We start from the raw sequence: 20807 nt of genomic DNA, 5'->3' as shown, positions 1-20807 counted from the left end.
CCTGTGAAAAAAATCTCTTTGTCAAACGTCTTTATAATAATGCAGAAGACGATGCTTCTCCTCCGCCCCGCAAAGGAACTGGTCCGGTTCAATGACCCTTGATCCAGAGAAAAAAATCGAATTGCCGACCGGGAAGGCGGAAGAGGCGGCCGACTGGCTGCTGCGTTTGCAATCGGGCTCAGCGGAACCGCGGCTGAAAGCGGAGTTTGAAAAATGGCTGGCGGCTGCGCCGGCAAACCGTCTCGCTTGGGAAAGAACCTGCAAGACCTGGCGGAACCTCGGTCTGGTGGAGCCCGAATTCAAGAACCTTTGGGAGGATGCACCGCATCTGCCGGGCAAAGCCGCGGCAAAGCCGCGGCGGCGGCGCTGGTCCGTGCGTCATTATGTCGGCGCGGCCGCCGCGGCGGCATCCCTCTGTCTCGCGGTGTTGTTCGTCCCAACATTTTTTGTCCGCCTGGAGGCTGACTATCAGACCGCCACCGCCGAAAGCCGCACGATAACGTTGGAAGACGGTAGCAAAGTGCAGCTTGCGGCGGCGAGCGCACTATCAACGGATTTCACGAACGGCCGTCGCAATGTGAAGGTGCTGAAAGGTGAAGCCTTTTTCGATGTCGTACCGGATAAAACGCGTCCCTTTGTTGTGGAGGCAAAAAACGTGACCGTTCAGGTGCTGGGCACGGCTTTCGACGTCGACCTGACGGATGGGGTAACCCAGGTGGCGCTGGCGCACGGTTCCGTGGAGGCCTCTTTCCGTAATGCGCCGCCAACGCGGCTGGTGCCGGGCGAGATGCTGATCGTCGACGCTTCCGGCGCGATCCGCAAAGAGACCGTTTCCGTCGAGGATATTGGCGGCTGGCGCAACGGCGAACTCTATGTGGTCGATGCGACGATAGGCTCGGTCGTGGAGCAGATCCAGCGTTACCATCCGGCGTGGCTTACCATGGCCGACAAGCGGCTTGCCGAGCAGAGGGTGACAGGGTTTTACGATCTGCGCGACCCGGATCGCGCGCTGGAGGCCCTGGTGGAGCCCTATAAGGGCAAGGTGCATGCGATTGGCGGCAGCGCCCGCATCATCACCCGCTTCTGAAATATTCCGAAACAAAAAATCATATTTATTTTCAGTAGTTTATAAAATTTCTTCCGAAAGCCTGAAAAAAATCGACGCGGCAATCGTCTTTTTGTTGAGTAATCCGGTCAAGATATATCCGGAGCGAAAGACAGGAAGACGAAAGCAATATGCGCCTCCAGACATGCAAGACCGGTTCAGGGGAAAAAGCAGCAAAGCGGGCTCGCAGGGCCGTGCTGCTGGCGACAACGGCGATCGCCGTTTCATTCGCGACGCCCGTTTTGGCCCAGACCGGAGCTGACGCCGCCAACTCCCAGCGTGGTGAGCAGGGGGCGACGCGGCCGTTCAATATTCCCGCCCAGTCGCTGTCATCGGTCGTGGGTGCTTTCGGGCGGCAATCCGGTCTTCAGGTAACGCTTGCCACACCGGCGGCGGGCAATGTGCGCACCAATGCCGTCACGGGCAGTTTCACGGTGCGGGAGGCGCTGTCGCGGTTGCTGGCGGGAACGGGCGTCAATTTCCGTATCGCCGGCAATGGCAGGGCCGTCGTCATCGGCACGGGGCAATCGACCGTCGATCTTTCCGCGGCGGAGGGCACCACGGTTCTGGAAACCATTACCCTGACCGGCAAGACCGGGCGCAACTCCATTGCCGGTTCCGGTTATCAGGGGACGCCCGACTGGGTTTATGAAACGCCCGCCAGCGTCAGCGTGGTCGGCCGCGAGGCGATCCAGTCGGCCGGCGTGCGCAATACGCGCGATGTTTTCAACCGGGTTTCCGGTGTTTATGCCGGCGAAGGCAATGGCAGCTTCCCAACCGTTTCGCCCAATGTGCGCGGCTTGCAGGAAAGCGGCCGCGTGGTCGTCTCCATCGATGGCGCACGGCAGAATGCGCAGCGCGGTGCGACTTTTGGCGGTACTGCGAGTTACACCGCAAGCGCTGGGCAGGGTTATGTGGATGTCGCTTTCATCCGTGCCGTCGAGATCGAGAAGATAACCAATGCGCGGTCGGGCAATGCGGGCTCCTTGGGCGGTAAGGTCGAGTTCCGAACCGTCAGCGCCGATGATCTGATTGCCGCAGGCGAAAACAAGGGCGGGGAGGTGAATGTTTCCCGCGGCACCAATGGTTATGATTTTCAGGGCTCGGTGCTCGGCGCCGTTCGCTCGCCTGATGGTCCTCTGTCCTTTGTCGCCGGCTACAGCCGCACCATCATGGACGAATACAAGATTGGAACGAAGGGCGAGGCCCGGAGCACCGCGCTGACGATGAAAGACCTGCTCGGCCGCGATGGCTGGTCGACGTTTTTCAAGGGCGAGGGCGACTTTGGCGACGTGAAGGCTTCGCTCTCCTGGATGCACCAGCAGAATGATTTCGTCCACGGCTCGTATAACGTTATGGACAGGGAAAGCGTGCGAAACGACAGCGTCGTCGCGAAGCTGGACTGGGACCCGGAGAGTGAACTCATCGATTTCAAGTCGTCGCTGTGGCTGAACGATAATATGACGCATGAACTGCGCGCGGCGCGCACTGGTGGTGTAGCCGGGAGCGCAGGATATGCAACTGAAACCAACCTTGACATGGGCCTGCGGAGTTTCGGCGTTAGCGTGGAAAATACCAGTCGTGCCGCCACCCCGGTAGGCGAGCTTAGCCTGAACTATGGCGTCGAGGCTTTTCGAGACATTGCCTCTTCGGTTGCCACCAGCTCCGCTATCGAAAAGAATCCTTCCTACGCCAGTAGTTATACCGCCTTTAGCCCGGCAGGGCGACGCGATGTCGCAAGCCTATTTTTCAACGGCGAGCTGGAACCTGCAGATTGGATCACGTTAAGTGGTGGTGTTCGGTATGACTGGTCGCGGCTGAAGGGACGCACGACATATTACAATCAGGCTACAGTCGCCACAGGCTCAAATCGTACTGTCGGTTCGGTAGACAGTTATCTCACGTATGTTTCGCAATACCTGCCAGCGACCTACAGCCGCGTCTACGCAATCTGCATGACTGGGGTGTTTGGTGGCCGTACTTTCACGGCGGCTCAAAGGGCAAGCTCCTGCAATACTTTGAACAACATTTGGCCCGCCACCAAGGGCGAAATCATCAACGGTCAGTGGCGCGATGCCGGAACGACCTACTTCGGTACCACTTACTCAACGGAATATCCTTCCTATGACGTGGAAATAGACCATACCTACAGCGCGTGGCTACCTTCCGCCACCATCGAGCTGAAACCTGTCGACTGGTTCCGCCCCTATGTGAGCTATTCGCAGAGCCTACGTCCGCCGACAATTCTCGAGGCGTTTTTCGCCGGTGCGCGTCCGGGCGACAGCCCCGGATATGAATACGCTCCGAACCAGGCCCTGCGCGCCGAAAAGGCGACGACCTACGAAATCGGCGCGAATATGAGCTTCGACGGCGTGCTGCTGGACGACGATTCCATTCGCTTCAAAATGGCCGCCTTTCGCCGCGAGGTGAAGGACTATATCGCCCTCGGTTATCTCGTCACCAATCAGGTTCTCGACCGCACCTATACCAGCTTCGTCAATCTGGACGGCACGACCTATATGCGCGGACTTGAATTCGAGGGCAATTACGATGCCCGCAGTTTCTGGATCGGCGGTTCGGCAACATTTCTGAAAACAGAATGGCCTGAAAAGACGCAGGTTTTCTCCAACGGCACGACCACCACAACGGGCGAAATCGTTGCCTGGCCGGGCGATGTCGCGCCCAAGGCGAAGCTGACGCTCGATGGCGGCATGCGTTTCTTCGATGAGAAATTCTCGCTGGGCGCAAGGCTCAACCATGTCACGCCGACACAGTCGCGCACACTGGATACGGAGGGCAATCTGCGCGAGGTGACCGATCCCTACACGACGGTGGATCTCTATGGGTCCTATGCCTTCAACGACAAGGCCACGCTTCGCTTCGCCGTCAACAACCTGACGGACCGCAAATATATTCCGGCAGCCAGCGCTTACACGGCGCCGGGCCGCACCTTTATCGCGACGATGAACGTGAAGTTCTGAACCGTGGAAGAAATTCTCCGGGCAGGGTTGCAGCCCGTCCCGGAGATGAAACGCCTTCGTCAAATGACCAAGGTATCTGTATTGGCCAGCAAAGGAGTACACCCATGGCTACCACAATTCAACTGACGCAGTCTTCCTCCGATCTGATCGGCTACCTCAACGGTTGGACGAGCGGTTTCGGTTCGACCTATGGTGCGTTCTACGACGCTCAGACCAGCTCTCTCGCCACCACCACCATCGATCCGAACACGACCTATGAGGCGTGGGGCGATGGCAGCTCCGGCGGCAAGGGCATCGTCATGAGTGGCGCTCTGCAGTACTCCCAGGGCAACCTGACGGGTTCGGTCGACAGCATTGTTCTGGGCACCGGCTACAGCCAGTCCACCAGCGGCATCGCCGTCAGCCAGCAGGAACTGCTGATCGATCCCGACAGTGCCTATTCGCTCGCCGGTGCTCGCGATCTTCTTGATCTCGCCGTCTACCAGCTTGCCCGTTTCGGTTCGCTGGCCGGCTTCTATGATTACTTTGCCGCCACCGGCACGGTGATCGAGGACACGACGGCCTCCAACACCCTGACAGGTTTTGCTGGTGCAGATACGTTCGTATTCTCCGGCGGCAATGATGTGGTGCAGGCCGGTCCCACTGGGACCTATGGCTACCAGGACGGTACGGACAAACTGGACGTTTCCGCTTGGGGCTCCGGGAGCATTGACGATGTCTTCATCAGCAACAATGCAAACGGCGATGCTGTCATCGAAAACATTTTTGGTGGCGACACTATCACCCTCGTTGGTGTAGATTCCAGCGTACTCGACGCATCGGACTTCATTTTCGCCAGCGCATCGGCGCTTGCCGCGTAAAGGAAAATCAGGCTGTGGGCTTTCAAAACCACCAGCAGACGCCGCCGCAGTCCCTCACTGCGGCGGTTGTTTCGCCCCTTAAAAGCACATTTCTCGGTGTTGCGCTCGTCAGCGGCGTGGTCAATATACTCGCGCTCACTTCGCCGCTCTTCATGCTGCAGGTTTATGATCGGGTACTGGCAAGCGGCAGCCTGCCGACGCTGGTTGGGCTCGCCATCCTCGCGCTTGGTCTTTATGGCTTCCAGTGCCTGCTCGATATCATCCGCGCCCGCGTTCTGATCCGCATCGGCGAAGATTTCGATATGCGCCACTCCGGCAGGGTGCACGACGCGGTGGTGCGCCTGCCGCTCGTCAACCGCATGCCGGGCGACGGTCTGCAGCCGCTGCGCGATCTCGACAATGTGCGCGGTTTTCTCTCCGGCACGGGGCCGACCGCCTTTTTCGATCTGCCGTGGATGCCGCTTTATCTCGGCATATGTTTTCTGTTTCATTTCTGGATCGGCGTGACGGCGCTTGCCGGCGCGGTACTGCTGGTATCCCTGACGATCCTCACCAATATTTTCTCGCAGAAGCCGATCCGCGACACCATGGTGGAAAACATGGCCCGCAACCGGCAACTGGAGGCCTCGCGCCGCAATGCCGAAGTCGTGCAGGCCATGGGGCTTGGCGGCCGGCTCGGCAAACGCTGGCAGATTTCCAACGAGGCCTATCTCGCCGCCAATCGCAAGGCGGGCGATGTGGCCGGCGGTCTCGGCAATATCGCCAAGTCTTTGCGGGTCGTGCTGCAATCGGCCATTCTGGCGGTCGGCGCCTGGCTCGTCATCAATCAGGAGGCCTCCGGCGGCGTGATGATCGCCAGCTCGATCATGATGGGCCGGGCGCTCGCGCCTGTCGATCTTGCCATTTCCAACTGGAAGTCCTTCGTGGCCGCCCGGCAGAGCTGGGCGCGGCTGAGGGAGCTTTTTGCACAGATGCCGGCCAATGCCGCCGCCATGGCCCTGCCGAAGCCTGAAAAGGAATTGCGGGTCGAAAACGTTACCATCGTTCCGCCGGGAGAAAGAAAACCGACCGTCACCGGCCTTGGCTTCATCGTGACCGCTGGAAACGCGCTCGGCGTCATCGGCCCCTCCGGTTCGGGTAAATCCACGCTCGCGCGCATTCTCACCGGCGCGTGGATGCCGGCGGCCGGTAAGGTACGGCTGGATGGTGCAAGTTTCGAGCAATGGGACCGGGAGGCGCTGGGCCGCCATATCGGTTATCTGCCGCAGGGCGTGGAGCTGTTCGATGGCACGATCGGTGAAAATATCTCCCGTTTCGAGGATAATCCCGATCCCGAAGCCATCATCGCGGCTGCCAGGGCTGCGGGCGCGCATGAGCTGATCCTGCGTTTCGAAAAGGGTTATGACAGCGATATCGGTGAGGCGGGTTCGGCGCTTTCCGCCGGGCAGCGCCAGCGCATCGGCCTTGCCCGCGCGCTATACGGCGATCCCTTTATCGTGGTGCTGGACGAACCCAACGCCAATCTCGATGCCGAAGGCGAAGCCGCCGTGGTCAAGGCGATTTCCTCGGTCAAGGCGCGGGGCGGTATTGCCGTCGTCGTCGCCCACCGGCCGAGCGCCATCGGTGCTGTCGATTTCATTTTGATGATGGAAGAGGGTCGTATGAAGGCTTTTGGCCCTCGCGACGAGGTGCTGTCGAAGGTGCTGCGCGTTCCGCAGGCGCAGGCGGCCAAGGGATTTACCGCATCCGCCCAGACGGTCTCGCCGCTGCGCGTCGTCGCCAATACCCAGCCCCAGGCGTTGGTGCTGGAAGATGTCCGTGAAGAGAGCAGCCAGGAAGGAGATGCGGATGTCAAACATTGATCAGCGTAGTCATGTGTCCCGTTCCATCCGCAAACATCTTGTTGCCGGTCTTGCAGCAGGCGTAGCGCTGCTGGCCGGTGTCGGCGGATGGGCCGCGACGACCAATCTTGCCGGCGCCGTTGTCGCCTCCGGCCATCTGGTGGTGGATTCCTACAGCAAGAAGGTGCAGCATCCGAGCGGTGGTGTCGTCGGCGAAATTCTGGTGAATGAGGGCGACAGGGTGAAGGCCGGCGATGTGGTCATGCGCCTCGACGCAACCCAGACCCGCGCCAATCTCGCTATCGTCACCAAGCGCCTGGATGAACTGAATGCGCGAATGGCAAGGCTGGAGGCCGAGCGCGACGATCTGCCGGAACTCGTTTTTCCGCAGGCGCTGATGGCGCGAAAAGACGATGCCGATGTCGCCTCCGCCATGCGCAGCGAGACCAAGCTGTTCGAATTCCGCAAATCCTATCGCGAAGGGCGCAAAGCACAGCTTTCCGAACGTATCACCCAGTTCGAGCATGAGATCGAAGGGCTGAAGGCGCAGGAAGTCGCCTATGATAACGGCCTTGCCGTGCTGGAGGCTGAAATCACCTCGCAAAAATCCCTGCGCGAACAGGGTATCGTCTCCGTGCAGCGGCTGAACAGCCTGCAGACGCAGGCCGCGACATTCGGCGGCGAACGCGGCGAAAAAATCGCCTATCAGGCGCAGACCGCGGGGCGCATCACCGAAACCAAGCTGCAGATCCTGCAGATCGATCAGGAATTGCGCACCGAGGTCGGCCGGGAACTGCGCGAGATACAGGCGCAGATGGGTGAATTCGTCGAGCGCAAGGTCGCGGCCGAAGACGAGTTGAAGCGCATCGATATCGTCGCGCCGCAATCGGGCATGGTGCATGAAATGGCCGTGCATACGGTCGGCGGCGTCGTGACGCCCGCCGATCCGATCATGCTCATCGTGCCTGACGGAGACGAGCTGGCGCTGGAGGTGCAGATCGTACCGAAGGATATCGATCAGCTGCAGGTGGGGCAAAAGGCCATGCTGCGCATGACCGCCTTCAACCAGCGGGTCACGCCGGAATTGGAAGGCCATGTCAGCCGCATCGCGGCGGATATCACCACCGACCAGCGCAGCGGTCTCTCCTATTATCTGGCGAGGATTTCCGTGCCGGTTTCCGAGCGGCAGAAGCTGAACAATGCGCCGCTGGTGCCGGGCATGCCTGCCGAGGCGTTCATCCAGACCAGTGAAAGGACGGCGCTGTCCTATATCGCCAAGCCGCTGACGGACCAGATCAGCCGCGCTTTCCGTGAGGAATAGGAATATAGGCCCGGCTTCGGGCCTTTATCCACCTTTGCCAAAACGGAAGGCGGCAAAGCCTTTCGCCCGTGTCGGGATTGCCCAGACGCCGCCCGAAAACGGTGCTTTCGCCAGCCGGTCTTCGGACATGTTGTGGCGATGTGACGTCAGGAAAAGGACGCTGAAATCAGGTCCTCCGAAGCAGGGCATGGTGGGGTGCGGGACAGGGGTCGCGATCACATCCGTATGCGTGCCATCGGGCGTGAAAACGTTCAACAGGCCAGCGGAAACGCCAGCGCTGTAATAATTGCCGCCGATATCGAGACAGCCGCCATCGGGTCTTCCTGTCTCTTCCGCCATCCGGGCCACCAGCACGCCGTCATCGAATGTGCCGTTCCTGCTGTCGAATTTTCGCCGTCGTATCCATTTCTGGACGGAATCGCTCTGCCACATGATGGATCCGTCCGGAGAGAAGGCGAGCCCGTTCGGGCATGTCAGGCCGGTCTGCATGCGCTCGGCGCTCTTTTCGGTGATACGCCAAAGTTCACCATGCGGCTCCATGTCCCCAAGTGGCACATTGTGCATGGTACCCACCCAGAAAGCGCCATCAGGGCCGACCCGTCCGTCGTTCAGCCGACAGGGGATGCCTTTCGGTGCCGGAATGGAGTGGAGGAGGCGCGTCTTGCCGCTGTCCGGATCGAGGATAACGATATCCATGCCACAGGCGACGACGAGGTCGCCGCTTTCACAAAGCCCGAGGCTCGACACGGTGTGAGGAAACGACCATTCGCGATATTGGCCGGGCTCCAGCGCAGCTGACCGCACCGTCTTGCCGAGGATATCGCACCAGAAAAGCACCTGCCGCCGCTCGTCCCAAACAGGGGATTCCGCCAGCGTGCTCATCGTGTCGCACAGAAGTTTTGCCTGCGACATGGCAAGCGCTTGTCCGGGATTTGCCGTATTCATGATGCTCGAACCGTTTAAAATGTTGGCGCAGAATTATTCGAAATAGTCCTGGTGGTTCTCGAAAACCTGCGAAAGAATGCCGAGGACACGCCTCAGGTGTTTGCGCAGTTCTTCGGCCGCAAGGGTTTCGTCCCCGGCCTTGATCGCCTCGTAAACCGCCTCATGTTCGGAAAGCAGCCGCGCCATATGTGCCTCGTCGGTAATGGCGAGCGCACGCAGGCGGTCCAGTCCCGCCTTTTCGCGGATCAGCAGGGTCTCCAGTCTTTCCAGCCCCGTCGCGGCGGCAAGCGCGCTGTGGAACTGGTCGTCATGCATACGGAAGGCCTTTCTGTCGCCCTTGCGCATGGCCGCGCGCTGGCCGCTCAGGGCATGTTCGATTTCCTGTTCGGCTTCCGGCGCAATGCCGATCTGGCATAGCCTGCACACGGCGGCCACCTCCAGCGCCTCGCGGATGAACTGCGCGCTGCGGATGTGCTTTTCCGATAATTTCGAAACATAGGTGCCGCGGCTTGGCAGGGTGACGATCAGGCCGTCATCTCTCAGCCGGCTCAACGCCTCGCGCACCGGGGTGCGGCTGGAACTGAAGGATTGCCCGATCTCGTTTTCCGAGACCGCCTGACCGGGAAAAAGCTCCCGCGAAAGGATGGCGGATTTCAGCGCGGAATAAATCTGGTCAACGACCGGACGGTTGAGGTCCAGTCGCTCCATCGTCGGCACGGTGCCACCTGTCACGGGAATTTTCGGCATAGACCCTCCAGCGTTTTCATAACCGGTATACCGGAACACAAGTCTGTTGACAACCGGCATACCGGTATGCAAATGATCGCGCATTGGGAAGGAGGCTCCCGAAATGCAAAATATCAAGACCTGCGTCATCGTTGGCGCCGGAATGGTGGCGAAGACGCATGTGCTCGCCTGTGCGGCAAGTCCGGAAAAAATTCGTCTGAAGGGCATCGTCGATGGCGGTTCCGGTCGCGCCAAGGCACTGGCTGCCGAAGCGTCGAAACACACCGGATACGATGTCGCGGTTTACTCCTCGGTCGAAGAAGCGGCACGCGATGCGGATGTCGATTTCGTCATCATCGCGACGCCGCCGAATGCCCGCATCGATATCGTCGGACAGCTCGCGAAAGCCGGCAAACACATTCTGATGGAAAAGCCCGTCGCCCGTAACACTGAGGAAGCCGACAGTCTCGTCGCCCTCTGTCGCGATGCGGGCGTTACGCTCGGCATCATCTTCCAGCACCGCATGCGGGCGGCGTCCCAGAAAGCCCGTGAACTGGTCGACGGCGGCATGCTCGGGGCGCTTGGTCTTTGCGAAATTTCCGTGCCATGGTGGCGGGCCCAATCCTATTACGACGAACCCGGCCGCGGCACGCTTGCGCGCGACGGCGGCGGTGTTCTGATCTCCCAGGCAATCCACACAATCGATCTGGCATTGAGCCTCACGGGGCCGGTCGCACGGGTTCAGGCCATGGCGGCGACGACGCGTTTTCACCGTATGGAAACCGAGGATTATGTTTCTGCCGGCCTGCGGTTCAAGAATGGCGCCGTCGGTTCGCTCGTTGCGAGCACCGCGAGTTTCCCCGGCGCGGCGGAATCGATCCTCCTCCACTTCGACAATGCCAGCCTGCGGCTCGCCTCCGGCCTGCTGCATGTCGACTGGCGCGATGGCCGGCAGGAGACTTTCGGTGGCGCGGCCTCCGGCACGGGCGGCGGCGGCGACCCCATGGCTTTCACGCATGAATGGCATCAGGGCGTCTTCGAGGATTTCGCAGACGCCATCTCTTCAGGACGCCCGCCGGTCGTCACCGGTGAAGCGGCTCTTTTGTCTCACAGATTGATCGACGCGATCATCAACTCGGCCGACACCGGCAAGGAAGTGGAACTGCAGGATGACTAAAGCAATCAAGTTCGTCGCTCTTGGCATAGAGCACCGCCACATTTTCGGCATGGCCCAGAACCTGCTGGATGCCGGCGCGGAATTCGCCGGCTGGTGGACAGAAGGCGAACCGGATGTCGTGGAAGGCTTCGTCAAGCGCTTCCCGGATGTGCCGCGCGCAGCATCGAAAGAGGCGCTGCTGGCCGATGGCAGCATCGATCTCGTCGTCATCGCCGATATTCCGTCCAAGCGTGCCGATCTCGCGATTGCCGCCATGGAAGCCGGCAAGGATGTCATGTCCGACAAGCCCGGCTGCACCACCTTCGAACAGCTTGATCGCCTTCGCCAGACCGTGGCAAAGACCAAGCGCATCTGGACTGTCGATTTCTCCGAGCGGTTTGAAGTTCCAAGCGTGACCAAGGCGGCTGAACTCGTCGCGCAGGGCGCCATCGGCCGCGTCATCCAGACCGTCGGTCTCGGCCCCCATCGCCTGAATCGCCAGATCCGCCCGAAGTGGTTCTTCGAACGGGAAGCTTACGGCGGCATCCTCACCGATATCGCCAGCCACCAGATCGATCAGTTCATGTTCTTCACCGGCTCGACCGAAGTGGAGATCGTGGCCGCCACCGTTGCCAACTATGCCAACCCCGGCGATCCGGGCCTGCAGGATTTCGGCGAAGTCGTGCTGCGCGGCAACAAGGGCCACGGTTATATCCGCGTCGACTGGTATACGCCGGATGCGCTGCCGACCTGGGGTGACGGCCGCCTGACCATCCTTGGCACCGAGGGTTACATCGAACTGCGCAAATATGTCGATGTCGGCAACACTGAAGGCACGGACCGCCTCGTTCTCGTGAATGGCGACCGCTGCGAGTACATCGACGCTTCCGATGCCGGTCTGCCCTATTTCGCCCGTATCTGCGACGATATCCGCAACCGCACCCAAACGGCGATGACGCAGGAACACGTCTTCAAGGTCTGCGACCTGTCGCTGCAGGCACAGGCCAAGGCTGAGGGAGCATCGAAATGATCGGTGTTGCCATCATTGGCGCCGGTATCGGCGCCCAGCATCTGAGCGGCTATCGGGCCCTGCCGAAGCGCTTCGCCGTCAAGGCGATCTGCGATCTCGATCTGGAGCGCGCCCGCTCTGTTGCCGGCGACGATACCTCCATCCGCCTCACCACCGATCTCGACGAGGTTCTGGCAGATGAGAGCATCCAGCTCATCGACGTCTGCCTGCCGCCGCATCTGCATTTCCCCGTGACGCTGAAGGCGCATGCGGCGGGCAAGGACGTGGTCTGCGAAAAGCCGCTCGTCCGCTCGCTGGAAGAGGCCAACGCGCTGATCGAATCCGTGAAGAAGACCGGCCGCGGCGTGTTCCCGGTCTTCCAGTACCGTTTCGGGCAGGCGATGCGGCAGCTGCGCGCGCTGATCGACGCCGGGCTTGCGGGCAAGGCCTTTGTCGCGAGCTCGGAAGTTCACTGGAACCGGGGCGCCAGCTATTACGACATTCCGTGGCGCGGTACATGGAAGGGCGAGTGCGGCGGCGCGATCCTCGGCCACGCCATCCACGCCCATGATCTTCTCTGCCACGTTCTCGGCCCGATCGACGAAGTTTTCGCCATGGCCGACACGCGCGTCAACACGATCGAAACCGAAGACTGCGCAGCCCTCAGCTTCCGCATGAAAAGCGGTGCCCTGGCGACGAGCTCGGTGACGCTCGGTGCGGCCGAAGATACGTCGCGCCTGCGCTTCTGCTTTGAAGGTTTCACTGCCGAAAGCGGCACCTTGCCCTATCGCCCGGCCGAAGACACCTGGCGTTTCATTGCCCGTGCACCGACGACGCAGTACCAGATCGACGCCGTTCTGGCAAAGGTGGCCGATGGCGAAAACGGCTTTGCCGGTTTTGTCGAAGCCATTGCCGACGCGATGGAAGGACGCGGCGGCAAGGAAGTGACTGTGAACGATGGCTTGCAGTCCATTGAACTCGTCACCGCCATCTATCGCTCGGTCCGGGAAGGAAAGCCGGTTCGCCTGTCCGACGCCGCCGAAGGCGAGTGGATCAAGGGCTGGGCACCGCGCGCATCCGCCAACGCATAATCATCTAAAGGGAGGAAACCAGATGACCAGAAAATACAGCATGGCACTGGCGCTCGCCATTGGCGCGGCGTCCTTTGCCGGTGCCGCGCAGGCGGCCCAGGAAGTGCGCTTCACCTGCGCTTATGACGGAAACGGCTGCGAAATCCTCAAGGACATTCTTGCGCGTTACGAAAAGCAGCATCCGGACGTCAAGATCGTTACCGACATCGTGCCCTACAAGGCGCTGCTGGAAGGCCTGCCCGTTCAGCTCGCCGGCGGCAGCGGCCCTGATTTCGCGACGGTGACCGACCTTGGCGGTCTCAATCGCTATTATCTCGATCTCACGCCCTATGTGGACGCGAAATATTGGGAAGACAATTTCTCCAACGTGCTGAAATGGTATCGCAGCGGCCCCGACGACAAGGGCATCTACGGCATGCATACCCAGCTCACCATCACCGGCGCCTTCATCAACCGCACCCTGTTCGATCAGGCCAATGTGGCCGTCCCCGGCAAGGATGCGACGCTGGACGATTGGGCGAAGGCCGCCAATGCCGTCGCCAAGGCGACCGGCACGCCTTATCCGATGGCAATCGACCGCTCCGGCCACCGCATTGCAGGTCCGGCCATTTCCTATGGCGCGAAGATTTTCGATGCTGACGGTAAGCCGATCCTGGTCGATGAAGGCTTCACGACGTTCGTGAAGAAATTCGTCGAATGGAACAAGGACGGCACCATGGCGCGTGACGTCTGGGCCGGACAGGGCGGCAATACCTATCGCGACGCCGCACAGGAATTCATCAACGGCCAGCTCGTCTACTATTACTCGGGCAGCTGGCAGACCGCGCGTTTCGACAGCCAGGTGGGTGATGCCTTTGACTGGGAAGTCGTGCCGCAGCCTTGCGGTGGTGCTGCCTGCACCGGCATGCCCGGTGGAACCGGCGTCGTCGGCTTCAAGCAGACCAAGAACCCGAAGATCGTTGCCGATATCCTGAATTTCCTTGCTCAGGACGAGAACTATCTGGATTTCACGGTTCGCACCCGCAACGTTCCGGCCCACAAGGCCGTGGCTGACAAGGGCGTGACCTATACCGGTGCAACGCCTGCGACGCAGAAGGCCATGAATGCCTGGCTGGACCAGATCCCCGGCCTCAGCCCGATCGCCTATGCCTATCAGGGCTACAAGAACAACCGCGCCATGTTCAACATTTCCGTCCAGCGCATCACGCAGGCCATCGTCGGTGAAAGCACCGTTGATGAAGCCATGGCCCGTGCGAAGACGGACCTTGAGGAAGCGTTGAAACAGGCGAAGTGATCCATCGCCTTCCGGCGCGGCGCATGTCGCGCCGCGCCGGATCGAAGGAGGACCCACATGTATAAATTTCTTGCGCCCGTCATGGGCATCGTCGAATTGCCCTTTGCCTTCCTGCAGAAGGTTCTTGCCCACCGGCGGATCGCCTGGGTGTTTCTGACGCCCAACCTGATCCTGTTCGCGGTCTTCGCCTTTCTGCCGATCGCGCTGAACATGGCCTATTCCGTGACCGGCAGCGAACATATCTTGCTTTCGGAACGTCCTTCCGTGGGCGGTGAAAACTTTTCGGTCCTTCTCTCCTGTCAGAATTACCTCGATCCCAACTCCTGTCAGCGCGACCTGTTCTGGCGCTCCGTCTGGAACACGCTGTTCTTCGTCGTGCTGCAGGTGGGTTTCATGGTCGGCTTTTCGCTGATCACGGCTGTCGTGCTCAACCGCGATATCCGGGCGCGGGGGTTCTTCCGCGCGGTGTTCTTCTTCCCGGTTCTGCTCTCGCCCGTCGTTGTCGCGCTGATCTGGAAATGGATTCTCCAGCGTTTCGGCGTTCTCAATGCGGCGATGGAGGGGCTTGGCCTTGGTTCGGTGGACTGGCTGCTCGAAGCCAATCTCGCCTTCGGCTGGTCGGTTTTCCTGTCGGTCTGGGCGCATATGGGCTTCTATACGCTCATTCTTCTGGCCGGCCTGCAGGCGATCCCGCGTGATGTCTACGAGGCGGCGCAGCTTGACAAGGCAAGCCCGTGGCGCATTTTCCGGCGCATTACCCTGCCGCTGCTTGCGCCCACCATGCTCGTCGTTCTCGTCCTGTCGCTCATCAAGGGCGTGCAGACCTTCGATGAAGTCTTTGCCTTCACGGGTGGCGGCCCGGGTTCGGCGACCACCTTCATCATTCAGTTCATCTATCAGACCGGCTTTGCCGGGACGCCCCGCAATTTCGGCCTTGCGGCTGCCGCTTCGCTGCTGCTCGCCGTGGTGCTCGTGGTGCTGACCGCCCTGCAATTCCGGGCAAACAGGAGCAAGGTCGATGGCTAGGATTGGCGCATTTCTGACCCGTACCCGCGGCCGCAACGGCAAGCTGCACTGGACCGACTGGCTGTCCTACGCCTATCTTGGCGTGGCCGTGCTGATGATGTTCGGTCCCGTCGTCTGGCTCGTGCTCTCCTCGTTCAAGACGGAGGCCGATCTTCAGCGCTTCCCGCCGCGCCTTTTGCCCTACAGCCAGGAAACCGTTGTTGTGGATGGGCAGGCAGCGCCGCTGCCGGCCTATGTCGACAAGGATGGCCGCAAGCTCGGCATGATCAGGCGCATCGGCCTCGTCGCCCAGGTGGTCGATCCCGCCAAGCCGGCTGAAGTGCTGAAGATGCCGTTCAACGAGCTGAAGCCGGCCGAAAAGGTGGCGCTTGCGACGGAAAACTACACCGAGCTTTTCCAGCGGTTCAATTTCCCGCTTTATTTCTGGAACTCGACCTTCATCACGGTGACCTCCACCCTCATCATGCTGATCGTCAATTCCATGGCGGCCTTCGCGCTCTCGAAATACGAGTTCAAGGGCAGGGGTGTGGTGCTGGCGCTGGTCGTCGGCACATTGATGATCCCGCAGACCGTCGTGCTCGTGCCGCTGTTTCTCATCACCAGCCAGCTCGGCATGATCAACAGTCTCTGGGGCGTCATCATTCCGGGTGCCGCGACGCCCACCGGCGTCTTCCTGCTCCGGCAATATATGCTGACGATCCCGGATGAAATCCTCGATGCGGCGCGCATGGACAAGGCCAGCGAATGGAAGATCTACTGGCGCATCATCCTGCCGCTGTCGGCCCCGGCGCTTGCGGTTCTGGCGATCCTTGCGATCATGTGGCGCTGGAACGACTTCCTCTGGCCGCTGATCGTGCTGACCCGCAACGACAACTTCACCCTGCAGCTGGCGCTCAACTCCTTCCAGGGGGAGATGACGACGGAATGGAGCAACCTTCTGGCCATGACGGTGCTGACACTCGCCCCGATCGCGCTGGTCTTCATGTTCCTGCAAAAATACATCGCCACCGGCATTGCGTCCACGGGCGGCAAATAATCCTCAGGGAGGAAATACGACAATGGCAAGTATTCAGCTTCGTCAGGTCAAAAAGACATATGGTGCCCTCGATGTGATCAAGGGTGTCGATCTCGATATCAAGCACGGCGAGTTCTGCGTTTTTGTCGGCCCTTCCGGCTGTGGCAAGTCCACCCTGCTGCGGATGATCTCGGGTCTCGAGGAACTGAGCGGCGGCGATATCGTCATCGGCGGCGACGTGGTCAACACCGTGCCCGCTGCCGATCGGGGCCTCGCCATGGTGTTCCAGTCCTATGCGCTTTATCCGCATATGACGGTGCGCGAAAACCTTTCTTTCGGTCTTGAAAACATCGGCACGCCGAAGAAGGACATCGCCGAGAAGATCAGCCAGGTCGCCAAGATGCTGCAGATCGACCAGCTGCTGGAGCGTCGCCCCAAGGACCTGTCGGGCGGCCAGCGCCAGCGCGTCGCCATTGGCCGTGCAGTGGTGCGCGAGCCGCGTGTGTTCCTCTTCGACGAGCCGCTTTCCAACCTCGATGCGGAGCTGCGCGTCGATATGCGCGGCGAGATTTCCAGCCTGCACCGGCGGCTGGGCAATACCATGATCTATGTGACGCACGATCAGGTGGAGGCCATGACCATGGCCGACAAGATCGCCGTTTTGCGCGCCGGCAAGCTCGAACAGTTCGGCGTGCCGCTCGATCTCTATAATCGCCCGGCCAATCTCTTCGTGGCGGGCTTCATCGGCTCGCCGAAGATGAACTTCTTTGCTGGCGAAGTAACTTCGGATGCAACGCCGTCGCTCAAGATCGCAACGGGCGAACTGATCCCGCTGCCGCAGACCGGTTTTTCCTACAAGCCCGGTCAGAAAGTGACACTCGGTGTTCGCCCGAACCATGTGCAGGCGGGTGGCGAAGGCGCATTGACCATGTCTGTGCGCACCGCCGAACAGCTCGGTGGAGAATCCTATCTTTACGGTACTCTCGGGGATGGCACCCGGGTAACGCTGCATCTTTCCGGCCAGACCTCGACATCGGCGGACGAAGTCATCCGCCTGTCGGCGCCGCTGGAACACATCCATCTTTTCGACACGACGAGCGGGCTGACGCTCCGGCAGGACTGACAGCCTTAAGCGCAACCCGTAACGCAGGACCATTGACATGACCGATAAAAAACTCCGTTCCGACCGCTGGTTCGCCCCCGACGACCTGCGCAGCTTCGGCCACCGCTCGCGCATGATGCAGCTTGGTTATGCGGAGGAGGATTTTGTCGGCAAACCCGTCATCGGTATCCTCAATACCTGGTCGGAGCTGAACACCTGTCACTCGCATTTCCCTGAAAGGGTGAAGGATGTGAAACGCGGCGTGCTGCAGGCCGGCGGTTTCCCGGTCGAAATGCCGTCGCTCTCGGTGGACGAGAGTTTCACCAAGCCGACATCGATGCTTTACCGCAACATGCTGGCGATGGAGACGGAGGAGATGATCCGCTCGCATCCGCTCGACGGCGTGGTGCTGATGGGCGGTTGCGACAAGACGACGCCTGGCCTCGTCATGGGTGCGATCTCCGCCGGCGTGCCGATGATCTATCTGCCGGCCGGCCCGATGTTGCGCGGGAATTATGCCGGCAAGGTGCTGGGTTCCGGTTCGGATGCCTGGAAATATTGGGATGAGCGCCGCGCCGGTAACGTCACCGACGAGGAGTGGCGCGGCGTGCAGGGCGGTATCGCCCGCTCGGCCGGGGTCTGCATGACCATGGGCACCGCCTCGACCATGACTGCCATCACGGATGCGCTTGGCCTCACCCTGCCGGGAGCTTCCTCCATTCCGGCGGTGGATGCCGAACATCAGCGCATGTCGGCAGGTTGCGGCCGGCGTATCGTGGAGATGGTGGCCGAGGAGCTGACGCCGGACCGTATTCTCACCACAAACGCCTTTCGCAATGCCGCCATCGTTGCCATGGCGACGGGTTGCTCCACCAATGCCGTCGTGCACCTGATCGCCATGGCGCGTCGCGCCGGCGTGCCGATGACGCTGGATGAGCTGGACGAACTTGGCCGGGTCACGCCGCTGATCGCCAATGTCCGCCCCTCCGGCAAGGACTATCTGATGGAGGACTTTTATTACGCCGGCGGTCTGCGGGCGCTGATGAAGCAGCTGGAAAGCCGTCTCGACTGTTCGGCGCTGACCGTGACCGGCCGCAGCATGGGCGAGAACCTCGAAGGCGCGAAGGTCTATAATGACGACGTCATCCGCTCGCTCGACAATCCCGTTTATGCGGAAGGCTCGCTTGCGGTGCTGCGCGGCAATCTCTGCCCTGACGGCGCCGTCATAAAGCCCGCCGCCTGTGATCCGAAATACCATATCCACGAAGGCCCCGCGCTGGTTTTCGACAGCTATCCGGACATGAAGAAGGCCATCGATGACGAGAATCTGGATGTCACGCCGGATCATGTTCTGGTCCTGCGCAATGCCGGTCCGCTCGGTGGTCCCGGATTTCCGGAATGGGGCATGCTGCCGATCCCCAAGGCGCTGATCAAGAAGGGGCACCGCGACATGGTGCGCATTTCCGATGCCCGCATGTCCGGCACGTCCTACGGTGCCTGCGTGCTGCACGTTGCACCGGAAAGCTTTGTTGGCGGCCCGCTGGCGCTCCTGAAAACCGGCGATATCGTGCGCCTCGACCTGCCGCAGCGTCGCCTCGACATGCTGGTCAGCGAAGAGGAAATTGCCAGCCGCCGGGCGGCCTGGCAGGCGCCCGCGCCGCGTTATGAGCGCGGTTATGGCTATCTCTTTTCCAAGCACGTCACCCAGGCCGATCAAGGCTGCGACTTTGACTTCCTGCAGACGGATTTCGGCCGCACCGCCGGCGAGCCCGATATTTTCTAAGGACGCGACATGTTGAAGCGATTGCTCATCACCGGTGCCGGCGGCAAGCTGGGCAGCATGCTGCGCGGACGGCTTGGCCATGTCGCCGAGACCATCCGCCTTTCCGACGTCGTCGATTTGGGTACGCCAGCCCCTCACGAGGAGCTCGTTTCCTGCGCGCTCGAAGACGAGCAGGCGGTGCACGATCTCGTCAAGGGTTGCGACGGCATCGTTCATCTCGGCGGTGTCTCCGTCGAGAGGGCTTTCGATCCGATAGAGGCCGCCAATCTGCGTGGGGTCTACAATCTCTATGAGGCGGCAAGGCTGAACGGCATGCCGCGTATTCTGTTCGCTTCCAGCAATCACACGATCGGTTATTATCCACAGGGTCAGCAGCTTGCCCCCGAGACACCCTTTCTGCCGGACGGCCTTTATGGCGTCTCGAAGATTTTCGGTGAGGCGATGGCAAGCCTCTATCATTCCAAATTCGGGCAGGAGACGGCGATTGTCCGCATCGGCTCCTGCGAAGAAAAACCCGCCAACTGGCGAATGTTGTCCACCTGGCTCAGCTACGGCGATTTCGTCTCGCTGATTGAGGCAACCTTCCGCGTGCCGAAACTCGGCTGCCCGGTCATCTGGGGCGTTTCGGCAAATGACGACAGCTGGTGGGACAATTCCCATGTTGATTTTCTCGGCTGGCAGCGGCGCGACAATGCTGCACATTACCGGGCGGAAATCGAACGCGACGTACCGCGCCCCGACCCGGAGGCCGCGATAGCGAAATATCAGGGCGGCATCTTCACAGACGAGCCCATTCACAGAACTTGAAACACATCCATCCGCCCACTGCGAGGAGACAGACATGAACAATGAAACCCGCGAAAAACTGTTGACGATTTCCGTCGCCACGCTGGCGACGGCGCTTTACAAGCGCGGCCTGCGCAATCAGGTCATCCAGGGCGTGCGCCCGCTCGGCTACAAGGGCACGAACATGGTGGGCCCGGCCTTTACCCTGCGCTACATGCCGGCCCGTGAGGATCGCAATCAGCTCGTGGAGTTCCGCAATCCCGCCCATCCGCAGCGCGTCGCCATCGAGACCTGCCCGCCGGGCCATGTGCTTGTGATGGACAGCCGCAAGGACGCCACTGCCGCCTCGGCCGGCGATATCCTCGTCACGCGACTGATGGTTCGCGGCGGAGCGGGCATCGTTTCCGATGGCGGTTTCCGTGATGCGGCCACCATTGCCGAGCTGGATATTCCTGCTTACCACACCCGCCCTTCAAGCCCCACCAACCTCACCAAACATGAGGCTATCGAGATCAACGGCCCGATCGGCTGCGGCGATGCGCCGGTCTTTCCGGGTGATATCATCGTCGGTGATGCCGATTGCGTCATCGTCATCCCGGCGGGTATAGCCGATGAGGTGGCGACCGAGGCGGTGGAAATGACGGCTTATGAGGACTTCGTGGTGGAGCAGGTCAAGGCCGGCCAGACGATCATCGGGCTTTACCCCTGCACCAAGGACGAACACCAGACGGCCTTCGCCGAATGGCGCAAGAAGAACAACCGCTGA

At 60.8% G+C, this 20807-nt stretch carries 18 protein-coding genes; 16 read left to right on the top strand and 2 right to left on the bottom strand.

Annotated elements, in window-relative coordinates:
- The first annotated feature begins 91 nt into the window (after nt 1-91).
- The 6 genes from ACIQUH_RS04585 to ACIQUH_RS04560 all read left to right on the top strand — a co-directional run bounded on the left by ACIQUH_RS04585 (nt 92) and on the right by ACIQUH_RS04560 (nt 8108).
- Nucleotides 92-1087, top strand: a complete 996-nt coding sequence (locus tag ACIQUH_RS04585; protein WP_400812840.1) for a FecR family protein — start codon at nt 92-94, stop codon at nt 1085-1087.
- Nucleotides 1047-1367 carry a hypothetical protein gene (locus ACIQUH_RS04580; RefSeq protein WP_400813022.1) on the top strand — a complete coding sequence of 107 codons (321 nt, stop codon included), beginning with the start codon at nt 1047-1049 and terminating at the stop codon, nt 1365-1367. The genes ACIQUH_RS04585 and ACIQUH_RS04580 overlap by 41 nt, the downstream gene beginning before the upstream one ends.
- Entirely contained in the window at nt 1300-4086 is a 2787-nt protein-coding gene (locus ACIQUH_RS04575) for a TonB-dependent hemoglobin/transferrin/lactoferrin family receptor (protein ID WP_400813014.1), read from the top strand. Before ACIQUH_RS04580 ends, ACIQUH_RS04575 begins: the two co-directional genes overlap by 68 nt.
- 104 nt (nt 4087-4190) lie before the next feature.
- Entirely contained in the window at nt 4191-4946 is a 756-nt protein-coding gene (locus ACIQUH_RS04570; RefSeq protein ID WP_400812839.1) for a hypothetical protein, read from the top strand.
- Nucleotides 4947-4960: 14 nt separating this feature from the next.
- Nucleotides 4961-6808 carry a type I secretion system permease/ATPase gene (locus ACIQUH_RS04565; RefSeq protein ID WP_400812838.1) on the top strand — a complete coding sequence of 616 codons (1848 nt, stop codon included), beginning with the start codon at nt 4961-4963 and terminating at the stop codon, nt 6806-6808.
- Nucleotides 6795-8108, top strand: coding sequence for an HlyD family type I secretion periplasmic adaptor subunit (locus tag ACIQUH_RS04560; RefSeq protein WP_400812837.1), 1314 nt, complete (start codon nt 6795-6797; stop codon nt 8106-8108). Before ACIQUH_RS04565 ends, ACIQUH_RS04560 begins: the two co-directional genes overlap by 14 nt.
- 24 nt (nt 8109-8132) lie before the next feature.
- Here ACIQUH_RS04560 and ACIQUH_RS04555 read toward each other — a convergent pair whose 3' ends face one another.
- Both ACIQUH_RS04555 and ACIQUH_RS04550 read right to left on the bottom strand, forming a co-directional pair.
- Nucleotides 8133-9053 (bottom strand): SMP-30/gluconolactonase/LRE family protein, encoded by a 921-nt coding sequence (locus tag ACIQUH_RS04555; protein WP_400812836.1) that lies wholly within the window; start codon nt 9051-9053, stop codon nt 8133-8135.
- Nucleotides 9054-9086: 33 nt separating this feature from the next.
- The gene (locus ACIQUH_RS04550) at nt 9087-9800 is read right to left on the bottom strand and encodes a GntR family transcriptional regulator (RefSeq protein WP_400812835.1); all 714 of its coding nucleotides are present in this window, start codon (nt 9798-9800) and stop codon (nt 9087-9089) included.
- A gap of 103 nt (nt 9801-9903) precedes the next feature.
- Between ACIQUH_RS04550 and ACIQUH_RS04545 the strand changes: the two genes are divergently transcribed.
- From ACIQUH_RS04545 to ACIQUH_RS04500, 10 genes are read left to right on the top strand one after another with little or no spacing between them, the layout of a single operon-like run.
- Nucleotides 9904-10956: a Gfo/Idh/MocA family protein gene (locus tag ACIQUH_RS04545; RefSeq protein WP_400812834.1), complete on the top strand. Its 1053-nt coding sequence runs from the start codon at nt 9904-9906 to the stop codon at nt 10954-10956.
- Nucleotides 10949-11965 carry a Gfo/Idh/MocA family protein gene (locus ACIQUH_RS04540; protein WP_400812833.1) on the top strand — a complete coding sequence of 339 codons (1017 nt, stop codon included), beginning with the start codon at nt 10949-10951 and terminating at the stop codon, nt 11963-11965. The genes ACIQUH_RS04545 and ACIQUH_RS04540 overlap by 8 nt, the downstream gene beginning before the upstream one ends.
- A complete protein-coding gene (locus ACIQUH_RS04535; protein WP_400812832.1) occupies nt 11962-13035 on the top strand; it encodes a Gfo/Idh/MocA family protein in 1074 nt (357 codons plus the stop codon). Before ACIQUH_RS04540 ends, ACIQUH_RS04535 begins: the two co-directional genes overlap by 4 nt.
- A 22-nt stretch (nt 13036-13057) precedes the next feature.
- The gene (locus ACIQUH_RS04530; RefSeq protein WP_400812831.1) at nt 13058-14329 is read left to right on the top strand and encodes an ABC transporter substrate-binding protein; all 1272 of its coding nucleotides are present in this window, start codon (nt 13058-13060) and stop codon (nt 14327-14329) included.
- Between the two features lie 57 nt (nt 14330-14386).
- On the top strand, nt 14387-15355 hold the full coding sequence (locus ACIQUH_RS04525) for a carbohydrate ABC transporter permease (RefSeq protein ID WP_400812830.1): 969 nt from the start codon (nt 14387-14389) through the stop codon (nt 15353-15355).
- Nucleotides 15348-16391: a carbohydrate ABC transporter permease gene (locus ACIQUH_RS04520; RefSeq protein ID WP_400812829.1), complete on the top strand. Its 1044-nt coding sequence runs from the start codon at nt 15348-15350 to the stop codon at nt 16389-16391. Before ACIQUH_RS04525 ends, ACIQUH_RS04520 begins: the two co-directional genes overlap by 8 nt.
- Before the next feature lie 22 nt (nt 16392-16413).
- Nucleotides 16414-17493, top strand: coding sequence for an ABC transporter ATP-binding protein (locus tag ACIQUH_RS04515; protein ID WP_400812828.1), 1080 nt, complete (start codon nt 16414-16416; stop codon nt 17491-17493).
- A gap of 37 nt (nt 17494-17530) precedes the next feature.
- Nucleotides 17531-19255 carry an L-arabinonate dehydratase gene (gene araD / locus ACIQUH_RS04510; RefSeq protein WP_400812827.1) on the top strand — a complete coding sequence of 575 codons (1725 nt, stop codon included), beginning with the start codon at nt 17531-17533 and terminating at the stop codon, nt 19253-19255.
- A 9-nt stretch (nt 19256-19264) separates the two neighbouring features.
- Nucleotides 19265-20062 carry an NAD-dependent epimerase/dehydratase family protein gene (locus tag ACIQUH_RS04505; RefSeq protein WP_400812826.1) on the top strand — a complete coding sequence of 266 codons (798 nt, stop codon included), beginning with the start codon at nt 19265-19267 and terminating at the stop codon, nt 20060-20062.
- 34 nt (nt 20063-20096) lie between these two features.
- Nucleotides 20097-20807 carry a ribonuclease activity regulator RraA gene (locus ACIQUH_RS04500; protein ID WP_400812825.1) on the top strand — a complete coding sequence of 237 codons (711 nt, stop codon included), beginning with the start codon at nt 20097-20099 and terminating at the stop codon, nt 20805-20807.

It is taken from the genome of Agrobacterium sp. NPDC090283 (genome assembly GCF_044769685.1).
In the GTDB taxonomy this organism is placed as follows: Bacteria; Pseudomonadota; Alphaproteobacteria; order Rhizobiales; family Rhizobiaceae; genus Agrobacterium.
Note: the sequence above shows the minus strand (reverse complement) of the source record. Positions and strands in the feature narration are given on the sequence as shown.

Excerpts from the sequence above, each read along its gene's own strand:
- araD (WP_400812827.1), top strand. The coding sequence starts at position 17,531 with ATGACCGATAAAAAACTCCGTTCCGACCGCTGGTTCGCCCCCGACGAC.
- ACIQUH_RS04580 (WP_400813022.1), top strand. The coding sequence starts at position 1,047 with ATGCGATTGGCGGCAGCGCCCGCATCATCACCCGCTTCTGAAATATTC.
- ACIQUH_RS04585 (WP_400812840.1), top strand. The coding sequence starts at position 92 with ATGACCCTTGATCCAGAGAAAAAAATCGAATTGCCGACCGGGAAGGCG.
- ACIQUH_RS04545 (WP_400812834.1), top strand. The coding sequence starts at position 9,904 with ATGCAAAATATCAAGACCTGCGTCATCGTTGGCGCCGGAATGGTGGCG.
- ACIQUH_RS04540 (WP_400812833.1), top strand. The coding sequence starts at position 10,949 with ATGACTAAAGCAATCAAGTTCGTCGCTCTTGGCATAGAGCACCGCCAC.
- ACIQUH_RS04555 (WP_400812836.1), bottom strand. The coding sequence starts at position 9,053 with ATGAATACGGCAAATCCCGGACAAGCGCTTGCCATGTCGCAGGCAAAA.
- ACIQUH_RS04570 (WP_400812839.1), top strand. The coding sequence starts at position 4,191 with ATGGCTACCACAATTCAACTGACGCAGTCTTCCTCCGATCTGATCGGC.
- ACIQUH_RS04550 (WP_400812835.1), bottom strand. The coding sequence starts at position 9,800 with ATGCCGAAAATTCCCGTGACAGGTGGCACCGTGCCGACGATGGAGCGA.
- ACIQUH_RS04525 (WP_400812830.1), top strand. The coding sequence starts at position 14,387 with ATGTATAAATTTCTTGCGCCCGTCATGGGCATCGTCGAATTGCCCTTT.
- ACIQUH_RS04535 (WP_400812832.1), top strand. The coding sequence starts at position 11,962 with ATGATCGGTGTTGCCATCATTGGCGCCGGTATCGGCGCCCAGCATCTG.
- ACIQUH_RS04520 (WP_400812829.1), top strand. The coding sequence starts at position 15,348 with ATGGCTAGGATTGGCGCATTTCTGACCCGTACCCGCGGCCGCAACGGC.
- ACIQUH_RS04505 (WP_400812826.1), top strand. The coding sequence starts at position 19,265 with ATGTTGAAGCGATTGCTCATCACCGGTGCCGGCGGCAAGCTGGGCAGC.
- ACIQUH_RS04530 (WP_400812831.1), top strand. The coding sequence starts at position 13,058 with ATGACCAGAAAATACAGCATGGCACTGGCGCTCGCCATTGGCGCGGCG.
- ACIQUH_RS04560 (WP_400812837.1), top strand. The coding sequence starts at position 6,795 with ATGTCAAACATTGATCAGCGTAGTCATGTGTCCCGTTCCATCCGCAAA.
- ACIQUH_RS04500 (WP_400812825.1), top strand. The coding sequence starts at position 20,097 with ATGAACAATGAAACCCGCGAAAAACTGTTGACGATTTCCGTCGCCACG.
- ACIQUH_RS04515 (WP_400812828.1), top strand. The coding sequence starts at position 16,414 with ATGGCAAGTATTCAGCTTCGTCAGGTCAAAAAGACATATGGTGCCCTC.